At 44.2% G+C, this 25,385-nt stretch carries 22 protein-coding genes; 12 read left to right on the top strand and 10 right to left on the bottom strand.

What is annotated here, in order from left to right:
• Positions 1-149: 149 nt before the first annotated feature.
• From AB4167_RS00215 to phnW, 4 genes are all read right to left on the bottom strand, one after another.
• A complete protein-coding gene (locus tag AB4167_RS00215) occupies positions 150-1,220 on the bottom strand; it encodes an OmpA family protein (RefSeq protein WP_372135948.1) in 1,071 nt (356 codons plus the stop codon).
• 458 nt (positions 1,221-1,678) lie between these two features.
• The gene (gene phnX / locus AB4167_RS00210; protein WP_102332026.1) at positions 1,679-2,497 is read right to left on the bottom strand and encodes a phosphonoacetaldehyde hydrolase; all 819 of its coding nucleotides are present in this window, start codon (positions 2,495-2,497) and stop codon (positions 1,679-1,681) included.
• Between the two features lie 92 nt (positions 2,498-2,589).
• Positions 2,590-4,029 (bottom strand): aspartate aminotransferase family protein, encoded by a 1,440-nt coding sequence (locus AB4167_RS00205; protein WP_102393589.1) that lies wholly within the window; start codon positions 4,027-4,029, stop codon positions 2,590-2,592.
• Positions 4,029-5,132, bottom strand: a complete 1,104-nt coding sequence (gene phnW, locus AB4167_RS00200; protein ID WP_102393588.1) for a 2-aminoethylphosphonate--pyruvate transaminase — start codon at positions 5,130-5,132, stop codon at positions 4,029-4,031. Before phnW ends, AB4167_RS00205 begins: the two co-directional genes overlap by 1 nt.
• A 350-nt stretch (positions 5,133-5,482) precedes the next feature.
• Here phnW and AB4167_RS00195 point away from each other — a divergent pair, with 350 nt between their 5' ends.
• The 6 genes from AB4167_RS00195 to AB4167_RS00170 all read left to right on the top strand — a co-directional run bounded on the left by AB4167_RS00195 (position 5,483) and on the right by AB4167_RS00170 (position 12,914).
• Complete coding sequence (locus AB4167_RS00195) at positions 5,483-6,493, top strand: putative 2-aminoethylphosphonate ABC transporter substrate-binding protein (protein ID WP_102393587.1); 1,011 nt, start codon at positions 5,483-5,485, stop codon at positions 6,491-6,493.
• A 120-nt stretch (positions 6,494-6,613) separates the two neighbouring features.
• Positions 6,614-8,035: an FAD-dependent oxidoreductase gene (locus AB4167_RS00190; protein ID WP_102393586.1), complete on the top strand. Its 1,422-nt coding sequence runs from the start codon at positions 6,614-6,616 to the stop codon at positions 8,033-8,035.
• 227 nt (positions 8,036-8,262) lie between these two features.
• On the top strand, positions 8,263-9,372 hold the full coding sequence (locus AB4167_RS00185; protein WP_102393585.1) for a putative 2-aminoethylphosphonate ABC transporter ATP-binding protein: 1,110 nt from the start codon (positions 8,263-8,265) through the stop codon (positions 9,370-9,372).
• 21 nt (positions 9,373-9,393) lie between these two features.
• Positions 9,394-11,103 (top strand): putative 2-aminoethylphosphonate ABC transporter permease subunit, encoded by a 1,710-nt coding sequence (locus tag AB4167_RS00180; protein WP_372126005.1) that lies wholly within the window; start codon positions 9,394-9,396, stop codon positions 11,101-11,103.
• A 67-nt stretch (positions 11,104-11,170) separates the two neighbouring features.
• Positions 11,171-11,875: a phosphonate utilization transcriptional regulator PhnR gene (phnR, locus tag AB4167_RS00175; RefSeq protein WP_029235340.1), complete on the top strand. Its 705-nt coding sequence runs from the start codon at positions 11,171-11,173 to the stop codon at positions 11,873-11,875.
• A 136-nt stretch (positions 11,876-12,011) separates the two neighbouring features.
• On the top strand, positions 12,012-12,914 hold the full coding sequence (locus tag AB4167_RS00170; RefSeq protein ID WP_102393583.1) for a multidrug transporter: 903 nt from the start codon (positions 12,012-12,014) through the stop codon (positions 12,912-12,914).
• Between the two features lie 134 nt (positions 12,915-13,048).
• Here AB4167_RS00170 and AB4167_RS00165 read toward each other — a convergent pair whose 3' ends face one another.
• The 3 genes from AB4167_RS00165 to AB4167_RS00155 form a co-directional block, all read right to left on the bottom strand.
• Complete coding sequence (locus tag AB4167_RS00165; protein ID WP_102332033.1) at positions 13,049-13,831, bottom strand: siderophore-interacting protein; 783 nt, start codon at positions 13,829-13,831, stop codon at positions 13,049-13,051.
• 199 nt (positions 13,832-14,030) lie between these two features.
• Positions 14,031-15,509 carry a peptide MFS transporter gene (locus tag AB4167_RS00160; protein WP_080582209.1) on the bottom strand — a complete coding sequence of 493 codons (1,479 nt, stop codon included), beginning with the start codon at positions 15,507-15,509 and terminating at the stop codon, positions 14,031-14,033.
• Positions 15,510-15,924: 415 nt separating this feature from the next.
• A complete protein-coding gene (locus tag AB4167_RS00155) occupies positions 15,925-17,295 on the bottom strand; it encodes an L-serine ammonia-lyase (RefSeq protein ID WP_017068616.1) in 1,371 nt (456 codons plus the stop codon).
• A gap of 356 nt (positions 17,296-17,651) precedes the next feature.
• Here AB4167_RS00155 and AB4167_RS00150 point away from each other — a divergent pair, with 356 nt between their 5' ends.
• Entirely contained in the window at positions 17,652-18,530 is an 879-nt protein-coding gene (locus AB4167_RS00150) for a YdcF family protein (RefSeq protein WP_372083824.1), read from the top strand.
• Positions 18,531-18,534: 4 nt separating this feature from the next.
• Here AB4167_RS00150 and AB4167_RS00145 read toward each other — a convergent pair whose 3' ends face one another.
• Both AB4167_RS00145 and AB4167_RS00140 read right to left on the bottom strand, forming a co-directional pair.
• A complete protein-coding gene (locus AB4167_RS00145) occupies positions 18,535-18,657 on the bottom strand; it encodes a hypothetical protein (protein ID WP_017059520.1) in 123 nt (40 codons plus the stop codon).
• A gap of 39 nt (positions 18,658-18,696) precedes the next feature.
• On the bottom strand, positions 18,697-18,957 hold the full coding sequence (locus tag AB4167_RS00140; protein ID WP_017059521.1) for a DUF333 domain-containing protein: 261 nt from the start codon (positions 18,955-18,957) through the stop codon (positions 18,697-18,699).
• 302 nt (positions 18,958-19,259) lie between these two features.
• On the opposite strand from AB4167_RS00140, the gene AB4167_RS00135 reads away from it, so the two are divergent.
• From AB4167_RS00135 to AB4167_RS00115, 5 genes are all read left to right on the top strand, one after another.
• The gene (locus AB4167_RS00135; RefSeq protein WP_017059522.1) at positions 19,260-19,778 is read left to right on the top strand and encodes an NUDIX hydrolase; all 519 of its coding nucleotides are present in this window, start codon (positions 19,260-19,262) and stop codon (positions 19,776-19,778) included.
• A 228-nt stretch (positions 19,779-20,006) separates the two neighbouring features.
• Positions 20,007-21,770 (top strand): ABC transporter ATP-binding protein, encoded by a 1,764-nt coding sequence (locus AB4167_RS00130; protein WP_017059523.1) that lies wholly within the window; start codon positions 20,007-20,009, stop codon positions 21,768-21,770.
• The gene (locus tag AB4167_RS00125) at positions 21,764-23,548 is read left to right on the top strand and encodes an ABC transporter ATP-binding protein (RefSeq protein ID WP_017064807.1); all 1,785 of its coding nucleotides are present in this window, start codon (positions 21,764-21,766) and stop codon (positions 23,546-23,548) included. The genes AB4167_RS00130 and AB4167_RS00125 overlap by 7 nt, the downstream gene beginning before the upstream one ends.
• Positions 23,549-23,783: 235 nt before the next feature.
• Complete coding sequence (locus tag AB4167_RS00120; protein ID WP_017059525.1) at positions 23,784-24,050, top strand: hypothetical protein; 267 nt, start codon at positions 23,784-23,786, stop codon at positions 24,048-24,050.
• 116 nt (positions 24,051-24,166) lie between these two features.
• Positions 24,167-24,601 carry a hypothetical protein gene (locus AB4167_RS00115; protein ID WP_017064806.1) on the top strand — a complete coding sequence of 145 codons (435 nt, stop codon included), beginning with the start codon at positions 24,167-24,169 and terminating at the stop codon, positions 24,599-24,601.
• Between the two features lie 80 nt (positions 24,602-24,681).
• On the opposite strand, the gene AB4167_RS00110 is transcribed toward AB4167_RS00115, so the two are convergent.
• Complete coding sequence (locus AB4167_RS00110) at positions 24,682-25,197, bottom strand: cytochrome b (RefSeq protein ID WP_102397925.1); 516 nt, start codon at positions 25,195-25,197, stop codon at positions 24,682-24,684.
• Positions 25,198-25,385: the final 188 nt, after the last annotated feature.

Here is a 25,385-nt window from a genome sequence, read left to right as displayed (position 1 = left end):
TAGGCTAATCTTTACGGCTTACGGCTTACGGCTTACGGCTTACGGCTTACGGCTTATCGCTTACGGTTTTTAGGCATAGCCAGACAAAGAAAAGGGCGGAGCACTTTAAAGTGCTCCGCCCTTATTATTTTAACTAAGGTAGAGTGCTATTATTCAGCAGTTTCTACGATAACTTCTTCAACTTGTACTTCTTCTTGGTATTCGAAACCAGGGATCGTTGCGTCAACACGACGGTTTTGAGCACGACCTTCAGCTGTAGCGTTTGATGCAATTGGATTCTCTTCGCCTTCACCTGACGCTGTAATACGGTCTGCTTCAATGCCTTGCTCTTCGATGTATGCGGCTACAGCAGCAGCACGTTTCTTAGAGATCATTAGATTATACTCAGCTGCACCTGTTGAGTCGGTGTGACCAACAACATCAACTGATGATTGAGGGTGAGCTTTAAGTACTTCAACTAATGGCATTAATGCAATTTTACCATCTGTAGACAGTTCAGTACTGTTTGTCTCAAACATACCTTGAGAGAAGCTCTCAGTTTGCGCTTTAGTAACAACCACGGTTGTCTTCTCTTCAACAACAACTGCTGGTTCTGTGATTGGCTCAGATGGCGCTTGAGTCACTGCTGCCGCAGAAGCTGCTGCTGCCGCCGCTGATGCAGTTGTGTTACCAGTACCGAAGTTGTAGCTAACACCAACAGACAGTAGGTTTGAGTTTAGGTCTTGAACGTAGTTGTCGTCGAAGTCATCAAAGTATTGGTACTCAACGCGTAGTGCCCAATCAGAAGAAAGTTGCTTCTCTACACCGATACCAGCAGAAAGTACAACGTCATCTTCACCACCGTGCGAGATGTAAGCAGGACCTGCTTTGAAGAATACGTCAAACTCTTGCTGTACTGGAAGGCGGTACATTGGCGTTAGTGAGATTGCGATCAGTGGATCGCTGAACGCAGCTGTTGTGCCGTTCTTTGAAAAGCTTGTCTTGTAGTCGCCAAGGAAGTCTGAGCTTAGCTCAATACCAAACTTGTCATTAAAATTGTAGCCAGAGTAGATGCCTGCACCAATTGTATCATCATCACACTTTTCACCGCTTACGCATGCGCTGTCTAGCCAGCCCACGCCCACTTTTGCACCCACGTAAGTCGTTGCAGCAATAGAAGGCGCTGCTGCTAGGCCTGAAGCGGCTACAACAGCACACATGATTTTTGACAGTTTTTTCATAATTTTTTCCTTGGATTAACTCTTATTTTTATCTGAACTTACCAGTAAAACGATCACTTATTGGGTTACGACACTGCTTATAATAAGTAAATCAAGGTGTTGGTTCAGGTGAACCTGTTTCTTTCTCAGTACTTATATTGTTAATCTGATTGCGTATTGGAGTCAATGAAATTGTTAAATATTATATATTTAAGATGCCTTTATTGTTGATTTTATCATTTGTTGGAATGTTTATGTTTATGTTTATGTTTATGTTTAAGCTATAGCCTAGCCTCGTCTATTTACCAGTGGCGCTACGGGTAATAAGTAAAAAACTTGCGCTTTATCATGCTTATAAAACAAAAATCCCCACCCAATATGTATAACTCGAATGAGTACATGATTGGATAGGGATTTGAATTAAAGCGATTAGAGATGTTTTTCACGTACTTTACGTCACGTGAACATCTCGCTTTTGCTTATGGGCGCTCTCCTGCCAGTAAACGCTGTTCAATATCTGCAATGACGCCTGGTAGGTCTGCAATGGTATCGATCAAGTAGTGCGGGTTTGATTCGTTTAGCCTAACGCTTGCTTTTTCACGTGCAGCTGTAAGTGTTGTCTCGTCTGCATCTAAATATTCTTGATACGTTAAGCCTGCTTCGTTACCTGATAGTACAAGGCCTACTGTCCACATGCCTGCGTTGTGACCCTCATCGATCCCCGGTGCTGCGTCGTCTACTTTTACACACGCAGCAACGCTAGTTACACCTAGATCGATTACGTTTTTCAGTGCCATAAATGGAGCAGGGCGACCACCTTGAGGTAAGTCATCGGTCGCTACCACGTTATCTGGTCGGTAACCGTAATCTGCAGCAGCAGGAATTAAAACATCCATCACTTCACGTGGGTAACCTGAACAAGACCCGATCTTCACGTTCTTCTCTTTTAGGTTATTGACCACTTCTATCGCATTCAAAATAGGTGCTGCGTGATCGGCTACTTTCGCTTTTTGAAGAGGCATGAATGCCGCGTAGATCGCGTCAACGTCTTCACTTGTCATGGAGCGTCCGAACTGAGCCTTCCAACGAGCGTCAACAGCTGGAATTCGACCCACTGCTTGGATGTGGTCCCATTTGCCGATCCCCATAGGTTCACGCGCTTCAGCTAAGTCGATGTCAAAGTCGAAACCTTGTTTGAATGCTTCAACGAAGATGCTAGTTGGAGCAAACGACCCAAAATCAACGATAGTGCCGGCCCAGTCAAAGATAACCGCTTGGATAGGTGATGTCGTGTTCATAATAGTGTCCTATTTTTGTGTCACTCCCAGTTCAAAGTTCTGGGAAACAAATGGTTGTTTAAGGTTATTGGTTTAAATGTTGATTTCGAGAATTAAAGGTATTCAAAATCTTTGCAGACTTTGGCTATCGCTTTTTCGAATACAGACAGAGCGACTTCTAGCTCGCTGCGACTGATGATCAATGGCGGGCTTAATTGAATCACGTTACCTTGTGACACCTTAAAGCTCAGGCCATCGTTCAGACATTGGTAAAGTACTGCTTCTGCTTCATCGAACGCTCGGTTTTTGGTGATATGGTCAGTGACCAATTCCACTCCCCAGAGCAGGCCGATGCCGCGAATGTCACCAATGACTGGGTATTTCTCTTTCATTTGAAGCAGTTGTTCACGCACGAATGCGCTGTCTGCTTGCACTTTTTCAAGTAGATTTTCTTGCTCAATCACTTCCATCGTAGCCAGTGCCGCCGCGCAACCGATAGGGCTTTTCTCATGGGTGTAATGACCAAGTGAGACTTGTGCTGCTGTGTTGTATTTGTCTTTAGTGACCATGGCTGCAATTGGAACCAAGCCGCCGCCAAAACCTTTACCGATACAAAGAATGTCAGGTTCGATATCAAAAGCTTGGTGAGTGAACCATTCGCCACTACGACCCATACCGTTTGGAATATCGTCGATGATCAACATGACGTTATGCTTATCACAAATCTCACGGATTCGCTTCCAGTAAGCTTTGCTTGGAACTTGAACGTCTGTGTTACGCACTGCTTCGGCAATGAAGGCACCAATGCCACCTTCTTTTTCAATCACATATTCTAGGTAATCGGCGTAGTGCACATCACATGCCGTCTCATTGTTATCGCCTGAGTTTTGCCCGCAACGCGATAAAGAGACATTAAGGGGAAAAGCACCACGATAGGAAACCGCTGGTGGAATGCGTTCTACGCCAGCCATTAATGGCCCCATGCCTTCGCGGAAACACGCTTCGCCCCCCACTGAAATTGCATCGAGTGACGCGCCATGGAATGAATCCCACAATGACACTACTTTGAAATTGTTGGTGACATGTCGAGCCAGTTTGAGTGCCATGCCGATAACCGAAGTACCACCCGGTGCAAACAACACGCGGTTCAACTCACCACCGCAGATCTGTGTCAGCTTTTCAGCGCATTGAACGGCTGTTTCATTGGTAAAGCGACGTGGTGAAAACGGCAATGAAGCCATTTGTTGAGTCACTTTATTAATGATATGTGGATGGCCATAACCCAATTGATGAACATTGTTACCGTGAAAGTCCATGTACTTCTTGCCCGTCGCATCTTGAATGTAGATGCCTTCAGCTGCTTCAAGTGTGTCTAGACAAGGCGTTGACATCGCTTGATGAAGAAATACGTCAGAGTCACGTTTTAACATCGCTTGAGTCGCATCATCGTTTAGCGACTCGTTCCATTTCTCACGCGCTGGCGTGGTGTTCACATCGCCTTCGCTTCGAAAGTGTGTCGCCTTTAGAACAGAATCTTGATTGGCCATCGTCATTATTTGATGTCCCAGTACATAGCATTCTTAACTGCGCCAATTAGAGCTTCAATGTCTGACGGATACACTTCACCGATGTTACCGATTCGGAAGCAGTCGGCGTTTGAAACCTTGCCCGGGTAAATCACAAAACCTTGTTCTTTCAAACGGTCATAGAATTCCTTGAATTGGTAATCGCTATGAGTTGAAGAATAGAAAGAGGTGATAATCGGTGAATGAAGTTCATCATTTAACAGAGGTTCAAAACCAAGAGAGCGCATACCTGCAACCAGTGTGGTTTGGTTTGTTTGGTAGCGACTATGACGAGCTTCGATGCCGCCTTCTTGTTCCAATTCAAGTAGAGCTTGGTAGAAAGCGCGCACTGTATGAGTCGGAGACGTGAAGCGCCATTTACCATGGTTGCTTTCCATGCAGTGCCACTGGTCAAACAGGTCAAGGCTTAATGAGCGAGCTTGGCCTTTGCATTTTTCCAGTTCCGATTGCTTCGCAATAACAAAGCCGAATCCAGGTACACCTTGAATACACTTGTTTGCCGAGCTGATCATGTAATCAATACCTAAGTCAGCAATATCCATAGGGATGCCACCAAAGCTCGACATCGCATCAAGAATGACGGTTTTGTTGTGCTGTTTTGCCAATTTGGCAATCTCTTCGATTGGATTCAACATACCTGTAGTGGTCTCACAGTGCACAATCGCAACGTGAGTAATATCTGAATCCATAGCCAATGCCGTTTCCATTTTGTTCAAGTCAGGCTGTGATGTTTCACCTGGGGAAACGACATGGCATGGAATGTTTAAATATTCTGCGATTTGAGCAATACGAGCACCATACGCACCGTTATCGACCACAAGAAGCTTATCGCTGTTAGAGATAACGCTACCGATTGTTGCTTCAACTGAAGCAGTGCCGCTGCCTTGCATTAATACACTTGTATATCCCGCCTGCTTAGTCGCCAAAGTAACAAGCTTGCTACGAATCACCTCAACAACGTCTTTGTTGTATTCATCATCCCAAGTACACCAGTCTTTTAGCATCGCTTGGCGAACGGTTTCAGAAGTAGATAAAGGGCCCGGTGTCAGCAGTAAGTATTCGTTTCTCATGTTCAATTCTCGCGATTTGTATTTTGGACTATACCAATATTTGCGGTTACTTTAACAACCAATTTAAACGGTCGTAAATAGCCCAAACGTTATTTTCACAAAAGCTTCATATTCAAATTTGTCACTTTTGTTGAGAAATTTTCCGATCTTTAAATTGCCATTTTTTGTTCATTTAATCGTCATAAAAGCCAGTTAGCTTAATACTCGAAATCTGGTACATACCAATGCAAAGGTGTGTGTTAACAACCTAAATGAATTTATGGATATAGAAGCCTCTAGATGGAGCTTCTAGCCTTAACAACTTTAACCTTGGCAATTCCTAACCTTGGCATCGGGCCTGACTGGAGAAAATGATGAAAAACCGTTTTATGAAAGGATCACTTGCAGCTTTAGTTACTCTATTGGCTGGTAATGCTTATGCAGCACAGGAAGTGACGGTTTACACCGCTTTTGAAACTGACATTTTAGCGAAGTACAAAAACGCATTTGAAAGTGAAAACCCAGACATCAACATCAAGTGGGTACGTGATTCAACTGGGATCATGACGGCAAAATTATTGGCCGAAAAAAACAACCCGCGTGCAGAGGTAGTTTGGGGACTTGCTGGTTCTTCAATGGCACTGCTTAAAGAAGAGGGCATCCTGAAACCTTATATGCCTCAAGGTGTAGAAGCATTACGCGCTAACCTTAACGACCCACAGTCTACTCAAGCTTGGTACGGTAATGATGCATTCTTCAATGCAGTTTGTTTCAACGAAGTGGTGGCTAAGCAACTTAACTTACCTGCACCTAAATCTTGGGATGACCTAACGAAGCCTATCTATAAAGGCCACATTGCCATGCCAAACCCAGCATCTTCTGGTACGGGCTACATGCAGGTTTCGGCTTGGTTACAAAACATGGGTGAAGACCAAGGTTGGAACTACATGCAGAAGCTAGACCAAAATATTGCTCACTACACGCACTCAGGTTCTAAGCCATGTGTTCAAGCGGGCATGGGTGAAGTCGCTATCGGTATTTCTATGGCGAGCCGTGGCGCTAAGCTGAAAACTCAAGGCGCTCCACTTTCAGTGATTACACCTGAAGGCATCGGCTGGGAATCTGAAGCGGTAGGCCTTGTTAAGCCTTCTGATGCAGCACAACGTGTTATCGATTGGTCTATTTCTAAAGCGGCAAATGAGCTTTACATCGAAATGTACCCAGTTGTTGGTCACCAAGATGTGACAGGCAAAGCAGAGAACTTCCCTAATGTAGAAAAGAACATGGCAAAAATGGACTTCGCTCGCATGGGCAGCGAACGTGCCGACGTTCTTAAAACATGGTCTGACAAGTTTGACGCTAAATCAGAGCCAAAATCTTAATCTGACGACCTAGTCAGTTACTTAACTATTTAGTTCATTAGAAGTTAGAAATCAGTAAAGGAAGGCTTCGGTCTTCCTTTTTTAGTTTTACGCCTTCAGGTTTTAAGTAAGGTACAACAAATGACAAAGCACTACTCATATTGGTTCAAGCAAGCGTTGGAACAAGAGTTCGGCAACATCAATGCGGGGCTAGATTCGGCTAAGCCGCTCCAAAAAGATGTCAACTGTGATATCGCCATTGTTGGCGGTGGCTATACGGGTTTATGGACGGCGATTTTAATCAAACAACAGCAACCCGAAAAGCATGTTGTCGTGATTGAAAAAGGCCTATGTGGTAGCGGTGCTTCTGGTGCGAACGGCGGTTGCATGCTGACGTGGTCAACCAAGTATCCGACGCTGAAAAAGCTCTATGGAAAAGAACAAGCGAAATGGTTGGTTAAGGAATCGGAAAAGGTTATATACGAGATCGAATCCTTCTGTAACGAACACAAGATTGACGCGCATCTATATCGCAGCGGAACTTACTACACGGCGACCAATGAAGCTCAAAAGGGTGGAATGGAGCCTGTTGTTAATGAGCTGGTTAAGCAGGGTATCAATAGCTGGAAGAAGTGCGACAATTCTTTGGCTGATAAAGCGGGATCTGAACACCATATTGAGGGTTACTACTCAGAAGCTGCGGGTAGTGTGCAGCCAGCGTTATTGGCTAGAGGTTTGCGCCGAGTCGCGCTTGAACTGGGTGTCGAAATTCACGAAAACACAGAGATGACATCACTCGACTATGGCTCTCCCGCTCGAATTCAAACCAAAGGCGGGTCAGTATTTGCGGATAAAGTGATTTTGGCACTCAATGCGTGGATGCTCGATCACTTCAAAGAGTTCAAACGCAGCATTGTGGTTGTCTCTTCAGATATGGTGGTGACCAAGCCCATTCCTGAAAAGCTCAAGAAGTTTGGCCCAGAGAAAGGGGCGGCGGTGGTGGATTCGCGTATCTTTGTCCACTACTACCGAGATACCCAGGACGGACGACTCATGTTGGGCAAAGGCGGCAATAAATTCTCGTTTGCCAATCAAGTTGAAAGCATGTTTAACCAAACGACTAACTACCTGCCGATTCTCAATCAATCGTTCCAAAAACTGTTCCCTAAATTGGAACAAAGTGAATTCGATTACAACTGGTCTGGCGGCTCAGATCGTTCGGTTACCGGATTGCCATTTTTCGGTAACCTAAAAGGCCAAAGCAACATCTATTATGGGCTTGGTTATTCAGGCAATGGCGTTGCTCAAGCCCGTATGGGCGGGAAGATTTTGTCAGCAATGGTGCTCGATATCGACAATGCTTGGACACGAAGCGGTTTAACTAAAGGCCCGTTAGGACACTTCCCGCCAGAGCCATTTCGTTGGGTAGGTGCGATGATGGTGCGTGATGCGGTACGAAGAAAAGAGAACGCGGAAGATTCGGGTAACACGCCATTGTGGCTAGATAAACAGTTATCCAAACTCGCAGGTGCGGCGGGCAAAGCCGACAAGGTTGAATCATAGATTAATCTTGCGTTTAAATTAGAAGTTTACATTAAGGCTCTCAGTGATTTATGGGCAAGTCACTGAGGGCTTTCAACGTTGAACGAACTGTTAATGCTGAACAAATAGCAATCCTTAATGCTTATTATATCTGCAATATAACTGTCATTTAGCTACTATAAATTTGTCACTCAACTGCAATATTCTCAGTTTAAATTTGGTATATACCATATAGAGAGTGCTGTAGTATGAGCAACCAAACTTATTTGAATATTGAAAACGTTGTAAAGCAATTTGGCCAATTTACAGCGTTAAAAGACATCTCCCTATCGATAGATAAAGGCGAGTTCGTCTGCTTCCTTGGCCCATCTGGCTGTGGAAAAACCACCTTATTACGTGCGATTGCAGGCCTAGACTTACCAACGTCAGGTTCCATTGAGCAGAACGGTAATGATACGACCTTCTTGCCACCAGAAAAGCGCGACTTTGGCATCGTGTTCCAATCTTACGCTTTGTTTCCAAATCTCACTGTAGAAGAAAACATTGCGATTGGTCTGAAAAACCAAGGCATGTCGACCAAAGAAGCCCTTGAGACGGTTGAGTCTTGGTTAGAGACCATCGGCTTACCAACATCTGGTCAGAAATACCCAAATCAGCTATCTGGTGGACAACAGCAGCGTGTTGCTCTGGCTCGCGCATTAGCCTTGTCTCCAGGCTTGTTGTTACTCGATGAACCGCTGTCTGCGTTGGATGCGAAGGTAAGAACACATCTGCGTGACGAGATCTGCCAACTGCAACGCAAGTTGGGTATCACCACTATCATGGTGACGCACGACCAAGATGAAGCCTTAACGATGGCAGACCGAATTGTGGTGATGAATCATGGTGTTATCGAGCAGGTCGGTGCTCCTCAAGAGATCTACCAAAAACCTGTCAGTCGTTTTGTGGCTGAGTTTGTTGGTAGCATGAACTTCATTCAAGCTTCTGTTGCGGCTCAAGGCAAGATGCGTATTGCTGAGTCAATGCTGCCGTTACCTGGCTTAGATAATCTCACGCCAAATCTGGGTGATGTTTTTGATATTGCCGTTCGTCCAGAGCAAATCCAGTTTGTTGATCGTTTTAGTGAATCCTTGCCAGTGAGAATCGTATCAAGCGAATTCTTAGGGGCGTTTTATCGTGTTGAGTGTCAATTGCAACATGACTCAACGGCGAAAGAGATCATCGTTGATGTACCCGTCAAAGAGTTCAACCGATTGAAGCTGCGTCGCAGTGATATTTGTTACGTGGCGTTTGATCAAGAAGGCCTTAGAGCTTACTCATCGAAAAGCCTGCAAGTGATGAAAGACGAGGCGGCGTAATCAATCATGGAATCGACTCAAATGATGCAATCTAAGCTGCTAATTCAACGACGAGTACAACCTTTTCTGGCTCGGTTAAGCAAAGACAACGTAATTCTATTTGGGCTGTTGGCCTTTTTGTCTGTGGTCATGACGTTGTTTATCCTGATGCCACTGTGGGCAATGTTGAAAAAGAGTGTTCAGAACGCAGACGGTGAATTTGTAGGTTTACAGAATTTCGCTACGTATTTTGCGTCTCAAAGCCTGTGGCAGTCGGTAGGCAATACCTTCACGCTTGGATTGCTAGTGACCGTAGTCGTGGGTGTCTTGGCGTTTGGTTATGCCTATGCGCTAACTCGTTCATGCATGCCTTTTAAGGGGCTTTTTCAAGTACTGGGTTCTGCGCCTATTCTTGCTCCGTCACTGCTTCCTGCAATCAGTTTGATCTTCTTATTTGGTAACCAAGGTATCGCTAAAGAAGTCTTGGGGGGCAACTCGGTTTATGGTTTGATTGGTATCTCACTGGGCTTGATATTTTGGACGTTTCCACACGCCTTGATGATTCTGACCACCTCATTAAGAACCTCTGACGCTCGCCTTTATGAGGCAGCACGTGCACTCAATACTTCATCGTTAAAAACTTTCTTTATGGTGACGTTACCTGCGGCAAAATACGGCTTGATCAGTACCCTGATCGTTGTGTTTACGCTGGTGGCTTGTGACTTTGGTGTGCCAAAGGTGATAGGTGGTAGCTACAACGTGTTATCGACTGACATCTTTAAGCAGGTGGTTGGTCAACAGAACTTCTCTATGGGTGCAGTAACCAGTATCTTGCTGCTATTACCTGCGTTGCTTGCGTTTACCGTTGACCGCTGGGTTCAAAAGAAACAAAAGAGCTTGTTTGATACTCGTTCTGTCGCGTACCAACCTGAACCTAGTTCACTACGTGATGGCTTATGTTTCCTTTATTGCACCATCATCTCTGCTGCTGTGGTTATTGTGTTGGGCATGGCGATATACGGTTCGATGGTCACCTTCTGGCCTTGGAACAAAGCGCTGACGCTAAACAACTACAACTTCGCAGAAATGAGTACTTATGGTTGGGCGCCATTCTTCAACTCCTTAACGCTTGGTGCTTGGACTGCGGTTATTGGTACTGTTCTGATTTTCTTAGGTGCATACTGCATTGAGAAAGGTCGCGCCTTCGGTCCTGTTCGTCAAGCGATGCAAATGCTCAGCGTTGTTCCGATGGCCGTTCCGGGTATGGTGCTGGGTTTGGGTTATATCTTCTACTTCAATGATTTGAGTAACCCACTTAACTTCTTGTATGGCACGATGGCGTTCTTGGTGATTAATACCGTGGTTCACTACTACACGGTAGGGCACATGACGGCGTTAACGGCATTGAAACAACTGCCTTCCGAAATTGAAGCAACAGCGGCTTCGGTAAACTTACCGCAATACAAGCTGTTCTTTAAGGTGACGTTACCTGTTTGTCTGCCGGCGATTTTAGATATTGCGACATACCTGTTTATTAATGCACTTACCACGACATCTGCGGTAGTATTCTTGTATTCTACCAATACGATTCCAGCGTCAGTATCAGTACTGAATATGGACGATGCAGGTCAAACCGGTGCAGCAGCAGCGATGGCGGTGATGATCATGATATCTGCAGCGAGTGCGAAGTTGATTCATATGCTAATCAACAAGTTATTCGATAAGCGCACCCAAGCTTGGCGTAAACGCTAGCGAACCACTTATATTGCAGTTGGCCAAGGAGTGGCTGACGACAAGAACAAGAATGAAAGGAAATGAAGTGCAGTACGTAAAAATCAAAGATGTCATCGTAGAGCAGATAGAGTCGGGGATGTTAACACCACGACAGAAGCTGCCTGCGGAACGTAAGCTGGCTGAATCGTTTGATACGACTCGAGTTACCTTACGCGAAGCCTTGTCTTCACTTGAAGCGGAAGGGCGCATTTATCGAGAAGACCGACGTGGTTGGTTTATCTCTCCCGAGCCGCTTCGTTACGATCCAACACAAACGCTGAACTTCACCAATATGGCTCTATCGCAGAATCGACAGCCGAAAACTGAGTTGGTGGCGGCGAAAGGAATGTTAGCAACCAAGGAGGCGACTCGGCTTCTTGAGTTACAACCTTTCTCGGACGTTTATCGAGTAGACAGAGTTCGTTATCTTGAAGATAGGCCGGTTGTGTATGTGACCAACTACATTCGACCAGAGTTGTTCCCTAACTTGCTTGATTATGACTTGTCTAAATCGTTGACGGACATCTACCGCGAACACTTTGGTGTGGTGTATCAGAAGATCCGTTACCGAGTGAGCACAACGTCTTTACTTGGCGAGACAGCGCAAGCCCTGCGTGCGACTTCTGGCTCACCTGCAATGGTTGTTGAGCGTGTTAACTACAATCAAAACGGCGATCTGATTGACTGTGATATTGAGTATTGGCGTCATGACGCGATCAGTATTGAGTCAATCGCGCAGCTAGAGCGCTAGTCATACGTTAGAACGTTAGCATATCTGCAATTATGCAGGATTGCCCAATTGAAAAGTTCAAAGGTCTCTTATTCGGAGGCCTTTTTATCACCTGTTGTCAGCCGTTGTGCTAATTCATCTATAATTTAGGAATGAAATGGAATTCTCTGCCATCGTCATCGTGACTATTTCGGCTTTGCTTCACGCGGGTTGGAACGTTCTAGGTAAATCGAATCAAGGATCGGGCTCGTCTTTCTTCTTAGCCTCTGGCTTTGCCGCTGCTGCGATATTGACGCCTTACTTGATCTGGTATGTTCACAGCGTTGGACTGTCAAATATCTTACTTCCATTTTGGCAACTGGTTTTCTTGAGTGGGATCTGTCAAATCATCTATTTGATTGGGTTAGGCGCGGCCTATAAACAAGCTGATATCGGTGTGATTTACCCAATGGCACGGGCACTGCCCGTGTTGATGGTGGGTTTAGGCACGGTGTTGATAGGCTATGAGCTGTCACCTAATCAATGGTTTGGCTTCACCTTGATTACCTTGGGTTGTTTGTTTGTACCACTTAAGAAGTTTTCAGATCTTAGGTTAAAAGCGTATCTCAACCTTGGCGTACTGTGGGCGTTAATCGCGGCCATTGGTACCACGGGCTATTCCATCATTGATAAAGAAGCGCTTCTGTTACTCGATCCTTTGAGCACACCAGTTATAACTAACAAGCACACCGCGATTTTCTACCTAGGCATTCAGTTTTGGGCAATTGTGATTCCGTTGAGTGTTTGGTTATTCGTAACCAACCAAAGAATCGAGTTTACTAATGCTTGGATACTGCGAAAGAAAGCCACGCTTGCAGGCATTATGATGGCTTCGACCTATGGCTTAGTGCTGTTTGCGATGACCATGACTGAAAATGTCAGCTTGGTTGTTGCTCTTAGGCAAGTGAGTATCATTTTCGGCGTAGTGATGGGGATCTACTTTTTAAAGGAAAAGTGGCACGCGACTCGCGGTGTAGGCGTATCTCTAATTATTGCTGGCTTAGTTATCTCATTGACTTAAAAGATCGCCTGAGTGATTGGGGATTTGTGAATAGGTATCTCTATTAAGTTAAATGAAAAAACGCCCTTAGCGAAACAAACTTCGTTAAGGGCGTTTTCTCTTTATCTAGTAAGAAGCTGTAGGTAGTAAAAGACTTACCCCGCTAAATCTTGAGCATCTTGCTGTTTCAACACTTTGTGGCCATCTTCAGTGACACCACGTTTCCAGTAGCTGCTGATGTAGATGTTCTCTTTCGCGACTTCTTTTTCGTTGCGGAAGTATTGTCTTAGCTCACGCATGCTTTCAAATTCACACGCTGTCCATATTGAAACCTGACCTTCTAACCATTCTGTGTTGCGCACGGTTTGTGAAAGTGACTCTGAGGTTTCATCTTCAATCAACCAGGTTACTTTGATACCTTGAGGAGTCTCAAGTACCTGCTTATCTGCTGCTGAGTTGATCTGAATGATAGCGTGACCAGTTGCTGTTTCTGGGAGCGTTTTTACTTTTGCAGAAAGCGCAGGTAGGGACGTCATGTCTGCAACTAAGAAGAACCAGTCTGACTCTAGGTTAAGCCCCTGAATTAAACCAGGACCAGCCACTGAAATAGTGTCACCCACTTTCGCGTTCATTGCCCACCTTGCAGCAAAGCCACACTGCAAATCTTTAGTGATGTGACGAACAAAATCAACTTCAATCCACTGCTCTACAGGATTGTACTGACGAATGGTGTAGGTACGCATGGTTGGGCGCTCACCTTCGTTTAGCTGGCTTAAATCAGTCGTGCCAAGTGGCGAGAATAAAAGCTTGATGTAGCCGCCGGCACATTCTGTTGGGTATTTACTTAATCCCTCACCGCTAAGCGTTATGCGCTGCATGTTTGGAGTAATTGTTGAGGTTTGAGTAACGGTTAATGTGATAGGGCTAGGCTTGCTCATATAAGGCTCTCTTAGATTTGGATTTCCACATCATAATCCTGAACTAAAAAACACTCAATACTAATAGTTATCATTTACTTTTATTTACACATGTACTACCTAACTTATACGACAGATCCTATTGAGAAACGGATCCTACAAAAAGAGCCCTTTAGAAAACTAAAGGGCTCTTAGGATTGGTTTGACTCAGCGAACAGAATTAGCTGTTTGCTTGCTCTAGTTCAATCGTTTCTTCAGCGGCTTTCGCAGCTTCTAGCATCTTACGAATAATGAACGATGCTGCCATTGCGATACCTACCATCACGACGGCAAGAACAGTCAGCATTTGGAAGTAATCACCGTAAACCGTTTGCACGATCTCTTGTGTGATCTCTTGACCTTTCTCTAGTGCAATAGACGTTGAGAATACCGCGCCAACAATGCCTGATAGTGCGATAGCAACAGAGAACAAGCTTACTGAGAAGTTTTCAATGTGCTTAGGTGCAACAGACAGGATGAAGGCTACAACCATTGAACCTACAATCACTTCACCGAATGCTAGGAAGAAGTGAATCGCTAGGAAGACTTCTGGGCGGATCAGAATATCGTCACCAACTGTCGTTACTGCCATCGTAAGGATACCGAAAGCGATAGCCGTGAGGATGAAAGAGAAACCGACTTTGGTTGCAGTTGAGAAGTTAATGTTTTTCTTTTCTAGGTTAGAGAAGATACCCGCGATGATAGGGCCAGCAACCATACACCATAGTGGGTTCATTGCCATTGAAGCTTCAGGTGCGACAGGGATGAAACCAAATAGATCGCCACGCATTGTGTTGATCGCTACCATTGTCATCGAAGTCATCATCTGACCGTAGTACACGAAGAAACATGTCGTCAGGAATGTGATGATTAAGATAGTGCCCATTTTCAGCATGTCTGATTTCTTCGATTTCATCATCAAAGAGACAAAGTAGATGATCGCTGCACCACCGATTGCGTACACGATGTTTTGGCCAATATCCATGTTAGAGAACATGAAGAATACCAAGCCGATCATTGCTGCAGAAAGACCAAGGAACGCTGCCCAGTTTTTAGTGCTTACTGGTTTTTGGTCGATTTCAGCACTTGCTTCAACAAGGCCTTTGCGAACAAAGATCATCATCAGAAGCGCAGCACCGGCTAGCACCGCTGAAAGAAGGAAACCACCGTGGAAACCAACAACAAGTACTAGCATTGGGAACAGGTATTGGCCTAACAGAGCACCAATATTGTTTACTGAGTAGTTGATTGGGTAGCAGTTCTCAAAATCTTCTTGAGTTTTGAACGTGCGTTTGTAAAGACTTGGGTAAGAAGGGGACATCAAACCACGTGCATAACTTGCTAACGCAATACCACATAATGCCATCGGAACATTGGTTGCTGCTGCACCAAGTACCAGTAGAACGTAACCACTTGCGAACCCTAGGAAGGCAATGGTTAAAGATCGGTAAGCGCCTAAAAACTTGTCGGCGATAAAGCCACCTGCGATAGCAAATAGCGGTCCGATTGCAGAGAAAGCACCAACAACCATCATGGTGTCGGCTTCATTGTAGTTCAGATCTTCAAGGAAGAAACGAGTCAAGATCACCATGACGCCATAGAACGAAAGTCCGAACATCATTTGGCAGAACATCATTGATTTGTTTAATCTATTCCACATTATTTTATTCTCACGTTTGTATTAATATGTAGTGTAATTGCCCGATTATAATATCATTAGTAGTAATACATAAACTTAAACATCTGTCCCAAGCAGAACTTTACTCGATATATCTTTTCTTATGAGTGCATTCATATTTCTCATGAATGAGATTTGCAACGTTAGATTTTGCAAGTGGATGCATGGCGGTATGAAATTTAGCCATCATCATTTGTGGCTAAGTAATGAACTAATAAAGGGAAAGTTAGAGGTAGTCATTCTGTAAGTTATTTTGAGTGAGTATCACTTTCAATTAGCTGTTGGGCTTTAGCCAATAAAAAAGCCAGCTTGGTGGCTGGCTTTGTTGAGATATTGAAAACTAAGTTTACAAGAATGCTGTCTCTATAGAGGCTTTCTCCACTCGTGTTCCTGTCTTTTATTCACAAGGTGGTGCCATGTGGATCACGGCTAGGCCGCCTAGAGAAGTTTCACGGTACTTCTTGTTCATGTCTTTACCTGTTTGGTACATGGTCTCGATAACCTTGTCTAACGAGATAAGACACTTGCTGGTACGTTTCAACGCCATGCGCGATGCATTGATGGCTTTCATTGCACCCATTGCGTTACGTTCGATACATGGCACCTGAACAAGTCCGCCGATCGGATCGCATGTCATGCCCAGTGAGTGTTCCATCGCGATCTCAGCGGCAATACAAATCTGTTCGTTGCTACCACCACGTAGGGCAGTTAGGCCTGCTGCGGCCATTGATGAAGAAACGCCGACTTCACCCTGACAACCTACCTCTGCGCCAGAAATCGAAGCGTTGGTTTTGTATAAGATGCCGATTGCACCAGAGACAGCCAAGAAGTCTTTAAGCTGCTTAGTGTCTAGCTCTTTGATGAAGCGATGGTAGTACATTAATACCGCAGGAATAACCCCAGCCGCACCGTTGGTCGGTGATGTCACGACCTGACCGCCCGCTGCGTTTTCTTCACTTACAGCAAAGGCAAATAGGTTAATCCAATCCATGATCTCCATTGGATCGTTTTCAATCGAGGCATTTGCTTCCAGCTTTTTAAGCAGAGCAGGTGCTCGACGAGTGACTTCTAGACCGCCATCAAGAATGCCTTCCGTGTCAAAGCCACGCTGCATACACAGAGACATCACCTTCCAAATTTGGTCGGCTTTCTGGTCAATCACATCCATACCTTGGAAAGACACTTCGTTACGCAGAATTAAGCCACCAAGGCTCAGTCCTTGTTGTTCGGATAGTTCAAGTAACTGATCAGCGGAAGAGAAAGGGAACTCAACTTGTGTTTCTGCTTCCTGTTTGCCGTTTTGTAGCTCATCAGCGGTTGCGATAAAGCCACCACCAATCGAGTAGTAGGTTTCCATATCCAGAAGGCTGCCGCTTTCGTCAAAGGCAGAGATAGTCATGCCATTTTCATGCAACGGAAGGTTAGTTTTGTGGAAGAGCAGATCGCTTTCTACATCGAAATAAATTTCATGGTTACCGCTAACCAATAGAGATTTATCTTCAATCGCCTTACGCATTGCTTGGTTAGCACTGGTGATTTTAATGGTGTCGGGGCGGTTACCTAGCAAACCTAACAAGGTCGCTCTGTCTGTGTGGTGACCAATACCCGTCAATGATAACGAGCCGTATAAGTCGATTTGAATACGCTTCACTTGCTTAAGCTGAGCATCAATTTTTTGGGTAAAGTTAAACCCAGCGATCATTGGTCCATTTGTGTGGGAGCTGGATGGTCCAACCCCAATTTTGTAGATATCAAAAATAGACAGCATAGTAACTTCCTGTGAAGACGGTTCGATGGACGAACTCTGTGTAAAATTTGTATTTGGTTAGTTGCACTTCTTTGAGTGAACCTGTTCTGTGGGTGAAACAGTTATGCGATAGAGCGTATTCATTGATTGAAAGGGCTCTTTTATCGACTAGTGCTAACAAGCATAGAGCGATGAAATACAAGAGCGTGCTATGTTTGCTGTAAAGCGACACGTTTATTCTTGTATTACCTAAGATGTCGCTATCAATAGTGAGCATTATTGCGAGCAACATATAAGAATTTCAAAATACTTTTGTTAACAAGTATTGTATACATAATTCACTCCATCTAATCCCCAAAACGAGACTTGAACATAAAATGAGCATTAATCACCTCCTTATTGTGCTGGGTAAGCGACTTAATAAGAATAAATTGACTGATGAAGGAATCAGTCGAGTTGATGCTTTGGTTGAGTATCTGGCGGAGCCTTTGGTAGAAGAGTCGAATCAGCAAACTGCGGTAGCATTTTGTGGTGGGCTAACAAAAGGGCAAACACTGTCTGAAGCCGACGCGATGCACCAGTACTTTAGAAAGCTTGAAAAGCAGCGTGAACATCCGTTTTCTTTAGGGGCGATTTTGCTCGAGCGGCACTCGACCAACACTGTCGAGAACATACAGAACTTGGCCTCAGAGATGATTGCAAGCGGGCTGTTTACTCGCGGGCAAAGTGTGCAAGTGACATTCGTTTCGAATGACTACCATTTACAACGTATATTCGAGATTCAATCGCTCATGGGCGAGCAAGGTTTGCTTAAAGTTCTCATCGAGAAGTGTTCCGCACTTGGGGTAGAGCAGCAAATAGATCGCAGGTTGGAGGCTCATGTTGCGGTGCCATACCCACATCAAAGTGCTCAGGGGCAATTGTTTCTGTTGATGGACGTACTGACGACCTACCGAGTTTATCTTGAAGGTGTTTGTGCGGGCGCATTTAAGCGAGATTTAGAGTTGGTTAGACGAGAGCCAGAAAGACTGTCTTTGGAAGCATTGATCACTGCCAAAGAGCTCGTTGGACGTTCATCTGACTTTGACATTGTGGAGAGTTTACTCCCAGCATTGGAGCGCTGTATCCAGCAGACTTCAGTGGGTACCGATGTAAAAAAAGTCAGGGAATACCTAGCTCTACTAGATACTAACCTGACTTTATTGAATCGTTATTTAGATCCGGAATCGGATCACACACATCGCTGGTGGCGATAGGTGATTATTTCTTTCTCGTGATGCCAATAACGGTCTTTAAACTCGCAAAGGCAATCAGACAGTAAGCTAGAAGCTCAGTGCCTTCTTCAGCGATGTTTTTAACCGCTCGAACGTAATCATCGCCCATAACATTGTGCCAGAAGGCTCATGTGTTTTTTTACAGTGATTAACTTTGGTTTTCTGAATCTTGCTCATGGTTATTGCGGTAGTACTCCCACTGTTCAATGCGCTCGCCGTCATCGAATACACAGTAAGTTGTACGCTGATTGTTTTCAGTAACCGTGTCTAATTCACCGTCCTGTTGAACACAATAAACCGCTGCTGGGTTAGCGACTGAAACACGTTGGCCCTCGCTATATTCTGCATAGTCGTTTGCACAACCGCCTAATACAACGGCACATACAGCCATCAAACCAATTTTCTTCATGTCTATCTCCTACGTGATAACTCTATAATCGAATGCGTTAAGTTCTACAGAACCAAATGAGAAGCTCTATGAAATTAGTATATTTTAGATTTCAGAAAAGGTTGTCCTAATTTGGTCAAGATATTGAAATAAGTTGATATTTCTTCATGTTTAACGACTTTTTGAGTGTTAGATCAAGCTAAGTGGATTCAAGTTACCGTAGGAATATCCCCGTCCGATCCGTTCTGGTTAGCGGTTGTGAACCTCGAATCTATTGATGATTATGATATGATGCCGCCAAATTCAGTAGAGCAGTCAGAATCATGAGACACCTAAAAACAACCATCCATCCTGATATCGACCATCTAGACAATAAAACGGTCTATAAGCGCAACGCTGCCCGTGCCATTGTGTTAGATGGTGAAGACATTCTGATGCTGTATACAGAGCGTTATCACGACTACACCATTCCTGGTGGTGGTTTGGATGAAGGGGAAGATGTGATCGCAGGTATGGTTCGTGAACTCGAAGAAGAGACTGGCGCGAAGAATATCCATAGCATCAAGCCGTTCGGCATTTTTGAAGAGTTTCGTCCTTGGTACAAAGACGATGCAGACATGATGCACATGATTTCTTACTGCTACTCATGCAAGATCGATCGTGAGCTTGGTGAAACGGCTTACGAAGATTATGAAGTGAAAAACGGGATGAAACCGGTGTGGATGAATATCCATGAAGCGATCGCTCATAACGAAAAGACCATGGCAGAGAGCCCTAAGAAGGGCATGAGTATTGAACGTGAAACCTTTTTGCTGCATTTGATTGCCAAAGAGATGCTTTAGCCGTTATCAATACTAGCCTGCTAAGCTATTTATTTGCCGCCACTTTTGGCGGCAAAATTGTTTCTAGCAATGCTAAAATTTAATAGCGGAAACTAATTATTGAATATGGTTGATATTGTCAACTAAGTATTTTTGATGTATCTTTACCTCAGCGATGAACCTATCTAGCTTAACTGCCCGGTTATATCGTTAAATCTCGCTGTGAGCCTGCCCTAAACAAAGAATACTATGAATAAAAGACAGTTTATTGCCCATTATCTGCGCATGAATCGCACCTCGTACTTATTGGCGATTGTGTTCATCTTTCTCGTCAACTGGTTACAAGTAGAGATCCCTCGTTATATCCAATTGGCGATAGATTTGATTGATGATGCCTCTTCAACTGGCCACCAACAGCTTCAAACCTATGTTTGGATTGTGGTCGGGATGTCGGTTGCCATGGTGGTGGTGAGAATTCTGTCTCGTATCTATGCGCTTAATCCGGGGCGAATTACAGAGGCCGCACTTAAAAGTACACTTCTACAAAAGTTGAATCGCTTACCGAGCAGCTTTCACGAACGCTTTGCTTCGGGTCGACTGATCTCGATTATCAACAATGACCTTAGTGGCATTCGACTGCTGTTTGGTGTCGGCTTCTTGCAGTTCTTCAATGCCTTGCTTGCGTTGTCGTTGACGCCTCTTTACATGTGGCGTATCTCACCAGAATTAACGCTTTATTCGATCATTCCTATCTCAATCGCTTTTGTGATTTTCCGTGTGGGCTTCAAGCGTATGAAAACGCTGCATTTAGAGCACATGAAGCGTCTACAAAACCTGTCTGCTCAGCTAATGAGTTACCTGTCTGGGATTGATCTCATTAAGAGCCAGCAGATGTCACCTTGGGTGAAAGCCGAAACTGAAAAGCTGAACCAGTTATTGCTTGAATGCCGCCTTAAAATTACACGCATTCAAGTCTTCTTTATGCCGGTACTCGACTACGCCAATGACCTGATGAAAATCATCATTCTTGGGCTTGGTGGCTACATGTTAATGAGACAGGAACTCACACTTGGTGAGATTACCGCCTTTCTGACTTACTCGGTTTTGCTCGCTATGCCATTGATGCAACTTGGCAGAATCGCGACCATTTATCAGCGTGGCATGGTAGGTATTCAAAGTGCACAAACCATTCTTAATGCCAAAGTCCCGGAGCTTGATGAAGATAAGCTGACTGAACTAGATGTTGAATCACTGAAGGGAAAAACGTTTTCTGTTCGCAACCTCAGCTTCAGCTATTCAGGTGAAGAACGCGTGATTCTCGATGACATCAGCTTTGATATTCCAACAGGTAAGAAAGTGGGTGTGTTAGGCGGGATCGGAGCGGGTAAAACGACATTAGTGAACTGCTTAAACCACCACTTGGATGTACCACAAGGTTCTGTTTTCCTTGGTGAAAGAGATGTCACTAGCTTCTCACGCAGTGACTTACGCCGTTACGTGAAAACCGTGACTCAAGACCCTTACCTGTTTTCAGCAACCGTCGAAGACAATATCCGCTTTGGTAGCCTAGATACCGATTTGGCAAAGAGTCAGGTTGATGAAGTGCTAGAGCTCAGCCAGTTGGCTAGTGATGTGACACGTTTTGAACACGGCGATCAAACCTTAGTCGGTGAGAAAGGGATCATGTTGTCAGGTGGTCAGAAGCAGCGCTTAAGTATTGCGCGTGCTTTATTGCAACCCACCGACCTGATCATCATGGATAACGTTCTATCGGCTGTCGACTATGAAACAGAACGTAAGATCTTGGAAGGTTTGTTTAAACGTTTGGAAAATCAATCGGTTCTTGTGGTTTCACACCGCGTTAATGCCCTTGAATATATGGATGAAGTCATCGTGTTGAACGAAGGTAAAGTGATCGCGAAGGGCGACCACGCCACGTTATTGAAAACCTGTGATTACTATTACGATACATGGCAACTACAGCAGAATGAAACGGAGGCAGCAGCATGTTAAAACGTGTTGATCTCAAGTACCTCAAGCACTTTTTTAAGTTTGCTAAGAAATACAAAGGCTCTGCGATTCTGGGCATCGCTATGCTTCCTCTTTCTGTCATCACGAGCTTGTTGTTCCCTTGGCTGATCATTCAAGTGATCGATGTTCACCTGAGTCACGGGGATATGGATGGACTGCTCGAGTACGTCTTCTATCTCGTTGCCGTGCTGGTGGCGAGCTATGTGGTGGATACCACCTATTCGTACAACCTACGTAAAACCGGGCAATACACGATAACTGACATGCGCTCAGTGTTGTTTGCTCGCGTGCTCAAACTGCCACGCAGCTATTTTGATAACACACCGATTGGCGTAACGCTTTCACGATTAACCAGTGATTTGGAAACCATCGGCGAGACGTTTGTTCAGTCGGTTGTCGGGCTAGTTAAAGACAGCATCAATACCATTGCTCTGTTAGTGATGATGTTCTTTATTGATTGGCAGTTAACGATGATTGTATTGATCATTATGCCACCAGTGATGTATTTGACGGTTTATGTACGAAACCGACTTCGTGCACTCTATAAGGTGACTCGTTCTTCGTTGGCTCGCGGTATTGGCTTTTTACAAGAAGTCTTATTTGGCATGAAAACCGTTCAGATGTACCGAGCGGAAGAGCAAGTCGAGCAACGCTACCAAGGCTATACCGATGAGTTTTTAAGAGCGCAGAAGAAGATCAATAAATACGATGCGATTTTGTTCTCGTTTATCTCCGGCATCACTTCAATCACTATCGCGATTATGATCTGGTATGGCTCTGAGCAAGTGATAGAAGGAGCGCTCACCTTGGGTGTGCTGATTGCGTTCATCAATACTTTAGAGAAAGTGTTTGTTCCGATCCGAGACTTTACTTCGCAGATCGCTTCGATTCAGAGTTCATTTGCAGCGTTTGACCATATTGAAGAACTGTTTGTTGAGCCGACTGAAGAGGAAGGGCGTAACCTGCTGCCATCTAACAAGGTTGAGAAACAGCTTGAACAGTTTGTGAGCCTAGAGTTTAAGAACGTAAGCTTCCGCTACAAAGACGACTCTCCCTACGTTCTAAAGAATGTCTCGTTTGTATTGGAGAAAGGGCATCAAATCGCCCTTGTGGGTTCTACGGGTTCGGGCAAGTCGACGATTCTGCGTCTGATCTCTAAAACCTACCAAGATTATGAAGGCAGCATTTTGTTGAATGGAATAGAGCTGTCACAGATCTCAAGTGAAGACTCTGCTCATTTGTTCTCAATGATGATGCAAGACGTGCACTTATTTGAAGAGACCATTCAATTCAATATCGCGCTGGGCAAAACGCATCTATCTAGAACTGAGGTTGAACAGGCGGCGCGCTATGTTTATGCCGATAAGTTTATTGAACAATTGCCACAAGGTTATGACTTCCACTTGGAAAAGAACGGCTCCAACTTGTCTGTAGGGCAAACGCAGCTTATCTCGTTCGCTAGAGCGGTTGCACAGGGTGGTCAATTGATGATGCTTGACGAGGCGACCAGTTCGGTAGATTCAATCACCGAAGACCTGATTCAAAAAGCAATGCAGCGCCTTTTCAAGGAAAAAACTGTGATTGCGATTGCACACCGTTTGAGTACCGTTCGTCACTCAGATACGATTTTGGTGTTGGAAAAGGGTGAAATTGTTGAGCAAGGTAATCATCAACAGCTGGTGGCACACAATGGTATTTATGCTGGCTTGTTACAAGAATCGATTGTAGAAACGGGCGATTCTCAAGTAACGGTTGCCTGATCACCTCAAATCAGGTTTACCGTTATCGATACTATGAATTGGTGTTGCTTATGTTTCACCAATTTCTATTCTTTTCTAGTATTCCCAGTAGCTTAGGAAAAATAAAACATATTTTACGATTATTAATATGTTATGATCTCCCTACTACTAAAGGGGTGTCTTAGGGCATCGGGATGTATGCAAGCAAAAAGAACCGGCTTGTGTCAGTCACTTTCTGGCGAATATGGAATCGAAAATGTTGTTGGAAGAAGTTGTAGAAATTATCGAATTAACCGACTCAGACCATTTATCTCAAGCAATGGAACTGTTTAACGAGCATGGTTTTGTTGATGCTGAGTCTTTACCTTTTATGAATGTTGTTTTTGAAACAGCACCAGATCAACTTGCGAAGAAGCTGTCGCAGATTGGTTTTAAAGGTTTAGTGCAAGTCGAAAAGAATGAAGATGCATCAGGCTTCACCATTATTGATGCTGACCGTGTTCTGCTAAAAGATTCTGCTTAGTCGAAAGGCTCTGCTTAGCTGCAAGATTCTTCTTAATAACAAGAATAAGATTCAGCTTAGTGAAAAGACTCTATCCAGTTCAGTAACACCCGTTATGATTATTTGAGGTTAACACAGTGACAACAGCAACCGTTTCATCAACAGAACAACATATTTCCAACGAACATGCGCTTTTAGGTGCATCGTTATTAGCGTCTCAAAAAGTTGAGTTGGCTCTGTTCAGTGTGATCTCTAAATTAGCTAAAGCCCTATCAAAAGAGCAGCAACAGTCATTAGGTTTGGATTTGGATACCTTTTTAAGGGAGAAGCCAAGTGAACAAGCCTCGACTCTGAGCCGCTACGAAAATACGTTTGGTGAACAACTTCCTTTGAAGGCCAATGAACTCAACGATTTTATTTATCATCGAAACTTGGTCACTCGTGGCTTTTGGCGTGTGACTGGCGCTGATGTGAAAGGCGGTGAGAAACTTGCTAACCCAGAGCTTTATTTAAAAGAGTTCTTGGCTAAATGTGAATACTGGCAAGTGATGATTGATACTCAAACCAAGTAATCAAATTGAAATAAGAAAGCCATAGCGAACATGCTATGGCTTTTTTGTTGTTTGTGCAAATTGTCTTGAATTCTTTGAATCTAGAGCATCATCTCCAATACATAGTTCCTAGAGACAAAGTAATGTTTAAGTGCGGCACTGATATGCAGCACAATTAAACAGGCTAGAGCAATACAACTGGCACGATGTAAATAGAAAAAGAAGCCGTTGATTGCAGAGTCGGTAATTAGATTATTTACGCTCACTAACCAAAATAAAGAGTACGGTTCTTTTAGCATTAAGTAGCCGGTGCTGAAAACCATAAACATCACAAGATACATCAAAGAGTGTGCAAGCTTGGCAACGCATTTTTGCCCTTCAGGCACAGAGGTTGGCATGCTTGGCGACGAGCGAAAGTGGCTCCAGATATAACGAACCACAAGCAGTGGCGTCGCAACGGTCGCCAATGACATGTTGAGCACTGACAGAAAAGAAAACAGCTCTGGATGACTGGTGACATAGTGCATCACATACCCTGCGATTGTTGCATAGATGATTACAGAAGCCATTACCCAGTGCAGTACACGGCTTACTAAATCGTATCGTGGATTATTCAAATTAACCTCGTTCTGATCGTTATTAATATAAGATTCATCTCGATGCAATAAACCATTTTTCGGTATATTCGCATCGCGAATTAATCATATAGAACAGTATTACGCGGTATTTTTATAATTTAGAAATTAATGATGTTGCTTCAGGTGTTTTATAATTATCAATGATGTTTTAGAGTGTTAATTCCAAT

The organism is Vibrio sp. 10N.286.49.E11, from assembly GCF_041469505.1.
Lineage (GTDB): Bacteria > Pseudomonadota > Gammaproteobacteria > Enterobacterales > Vibrionaceae > Vibrio > Vibrio crassostreae_C.
The sequence above is the reverse complement of the archived record's forward strand: the minus strand, read 5'-3'. Positions and strand labels throughout refer to the sequence as shown.

What these genes read in the sequence shown, in the direction of transcription:
- AB4167_RS00215 (WP_372135948.1), bottom strand. Translation starts at nt 1,220, where the DNA reads ATGAAAAAACTGTCAAAAATCATGTGTGCTGTTGTAGCCGCTTCAGGC.
- phnX (WP_102332026.1), bottom strand. Translation starts at nt 2,497, where the DNA reads ATGAACACGACATCACCTATCCAAGCGGTTATCTTTGACTGGGCCGGC.
- AB4167_RS00205 (WP_102393589.1), bottom strand. Translation starts at nt 4,029, where the DNA reads ATGACGATGGCCAATCAAGATTCTGTTCTAAAGGCGACACACTTTCGA.
- phnW (WP_102393588.1), bottom strand. Translation starts at nt 5,132, where the DNA reads ATGAGAAACGAATACTTACTGCTGACACCGGGCCCTTTATCTACTTCT.
- AB4167_RS00195 (WP_102393587.1), top strand. Translation starts at nt 5,483, where the DNA reads ATGATGAAAAACCGTTTTATGAAAGGATCACTTGCAGCTTTAGTTACT.
- AB4167_RS00190 (WP_102393586.1), top strand. Translation starts at nt 6,614, where the DNA reads ATGACAAAGCACTACTCATATTGGTTCAAGCAAGCGTTGGAACAAGAG.
- AB4167_RS00185 (WP_102393585.1), top strand. Translation starts at nt 8,263, where the DNA reads ATGAGCAACCAAACTTATTTGAATATTGAAAACGTTGTAAAGCAATTT.
- AB4167_RS00180 (WP_372126005.1), top strand. Translation starts at nt 9,394, where the DNA reads ATGATGCAATCTAAGCTGCTAATTCAACGACGAGTACAACCTTTTCTG.
- AB4167_RS00170 (WP_102393583.1), top strand. Translation starts at nt 12,012, where the DNA reads ATGGAATTCTCTGCCATCGTCATCGTGACTATTTCGGCTTTGCTTCAC.
- AB4167_RS00165 (WP_102332033.1), bottom strand. Translation starts at nt 13,831, where the DNA reads ATGAGCAAGCCTAGCCCTATCACATTAACCGTTACTCAAACCTCAACA.
- AB4167_RS00160 (WP_080582209.1), bottom strand. Translation starts at nt 15,509, where the DNA reads ATGTGGAATAGATTAAACAAATCAATGATGTTCTGCCAAATGATGTTC.
- AB4167_RS00155 (WP_017068616.1), bottom strand. Translation starts at nt 17,295, where the DNA reads ATGCTGTCTATTTTTGATATCTACAAAATTGGGGTTGGACCATCCAGC.
- AB4167_RS00150 (WP_372083824.1), top strand. Translation starts at nt 17,652, where the DNA reads ATGAGCATTAATCACCTCCTTATTGTGCTGGGTAAGCGACTTAATAAG.
- AB4167_RS00145 (WP_017059520.1), bottom strand. Translation starts at nt 18,657, where the DNA reads ATGGGCGATGATTACGTTCGAGCGGTTAAAAACATCGCTGAAGAAGGC.
- AB4167_RS00140 (WP_017059521.1), bottom strand. Translation starts at nt 18,957, where the DNA reads ATGAAGAAAATTGGTTTGATGGCTGTATGTGCCGTTGTATTAGGCGGT.
- AB4167_RS00135 (WP_017059522.1), top strand. Translation starts at nt 19,260, where the DNA reads ATGAGACACCTAAAAACAACCATCCATCCTGATATCGACCATCTAGAC.
- AB4167_RS00130 (WP_017059523.1), top strand. Translation starts at nt 20,007, where the DNA reads ATGAATAAAAGACAGTTTATTGCCCATTATCTGCGCATGAATCGCACC.
- AB4167_RS00125 (WP_017064807.1), top strand. Translation starts at nt 21,764, where the DNA reads ATGTTAAAACGTGTTGATCTCAAGTACCTCAAGCACTTTTTTAAGTTT.
- AB4167_RS00120 (WP_017059525.1), top strand. Translation starts at nt 23,784, where the DNA reads ATGTTGTTGGAAGAAGTTGTAGAAATTATCGAATTAACCGACTCAGAC.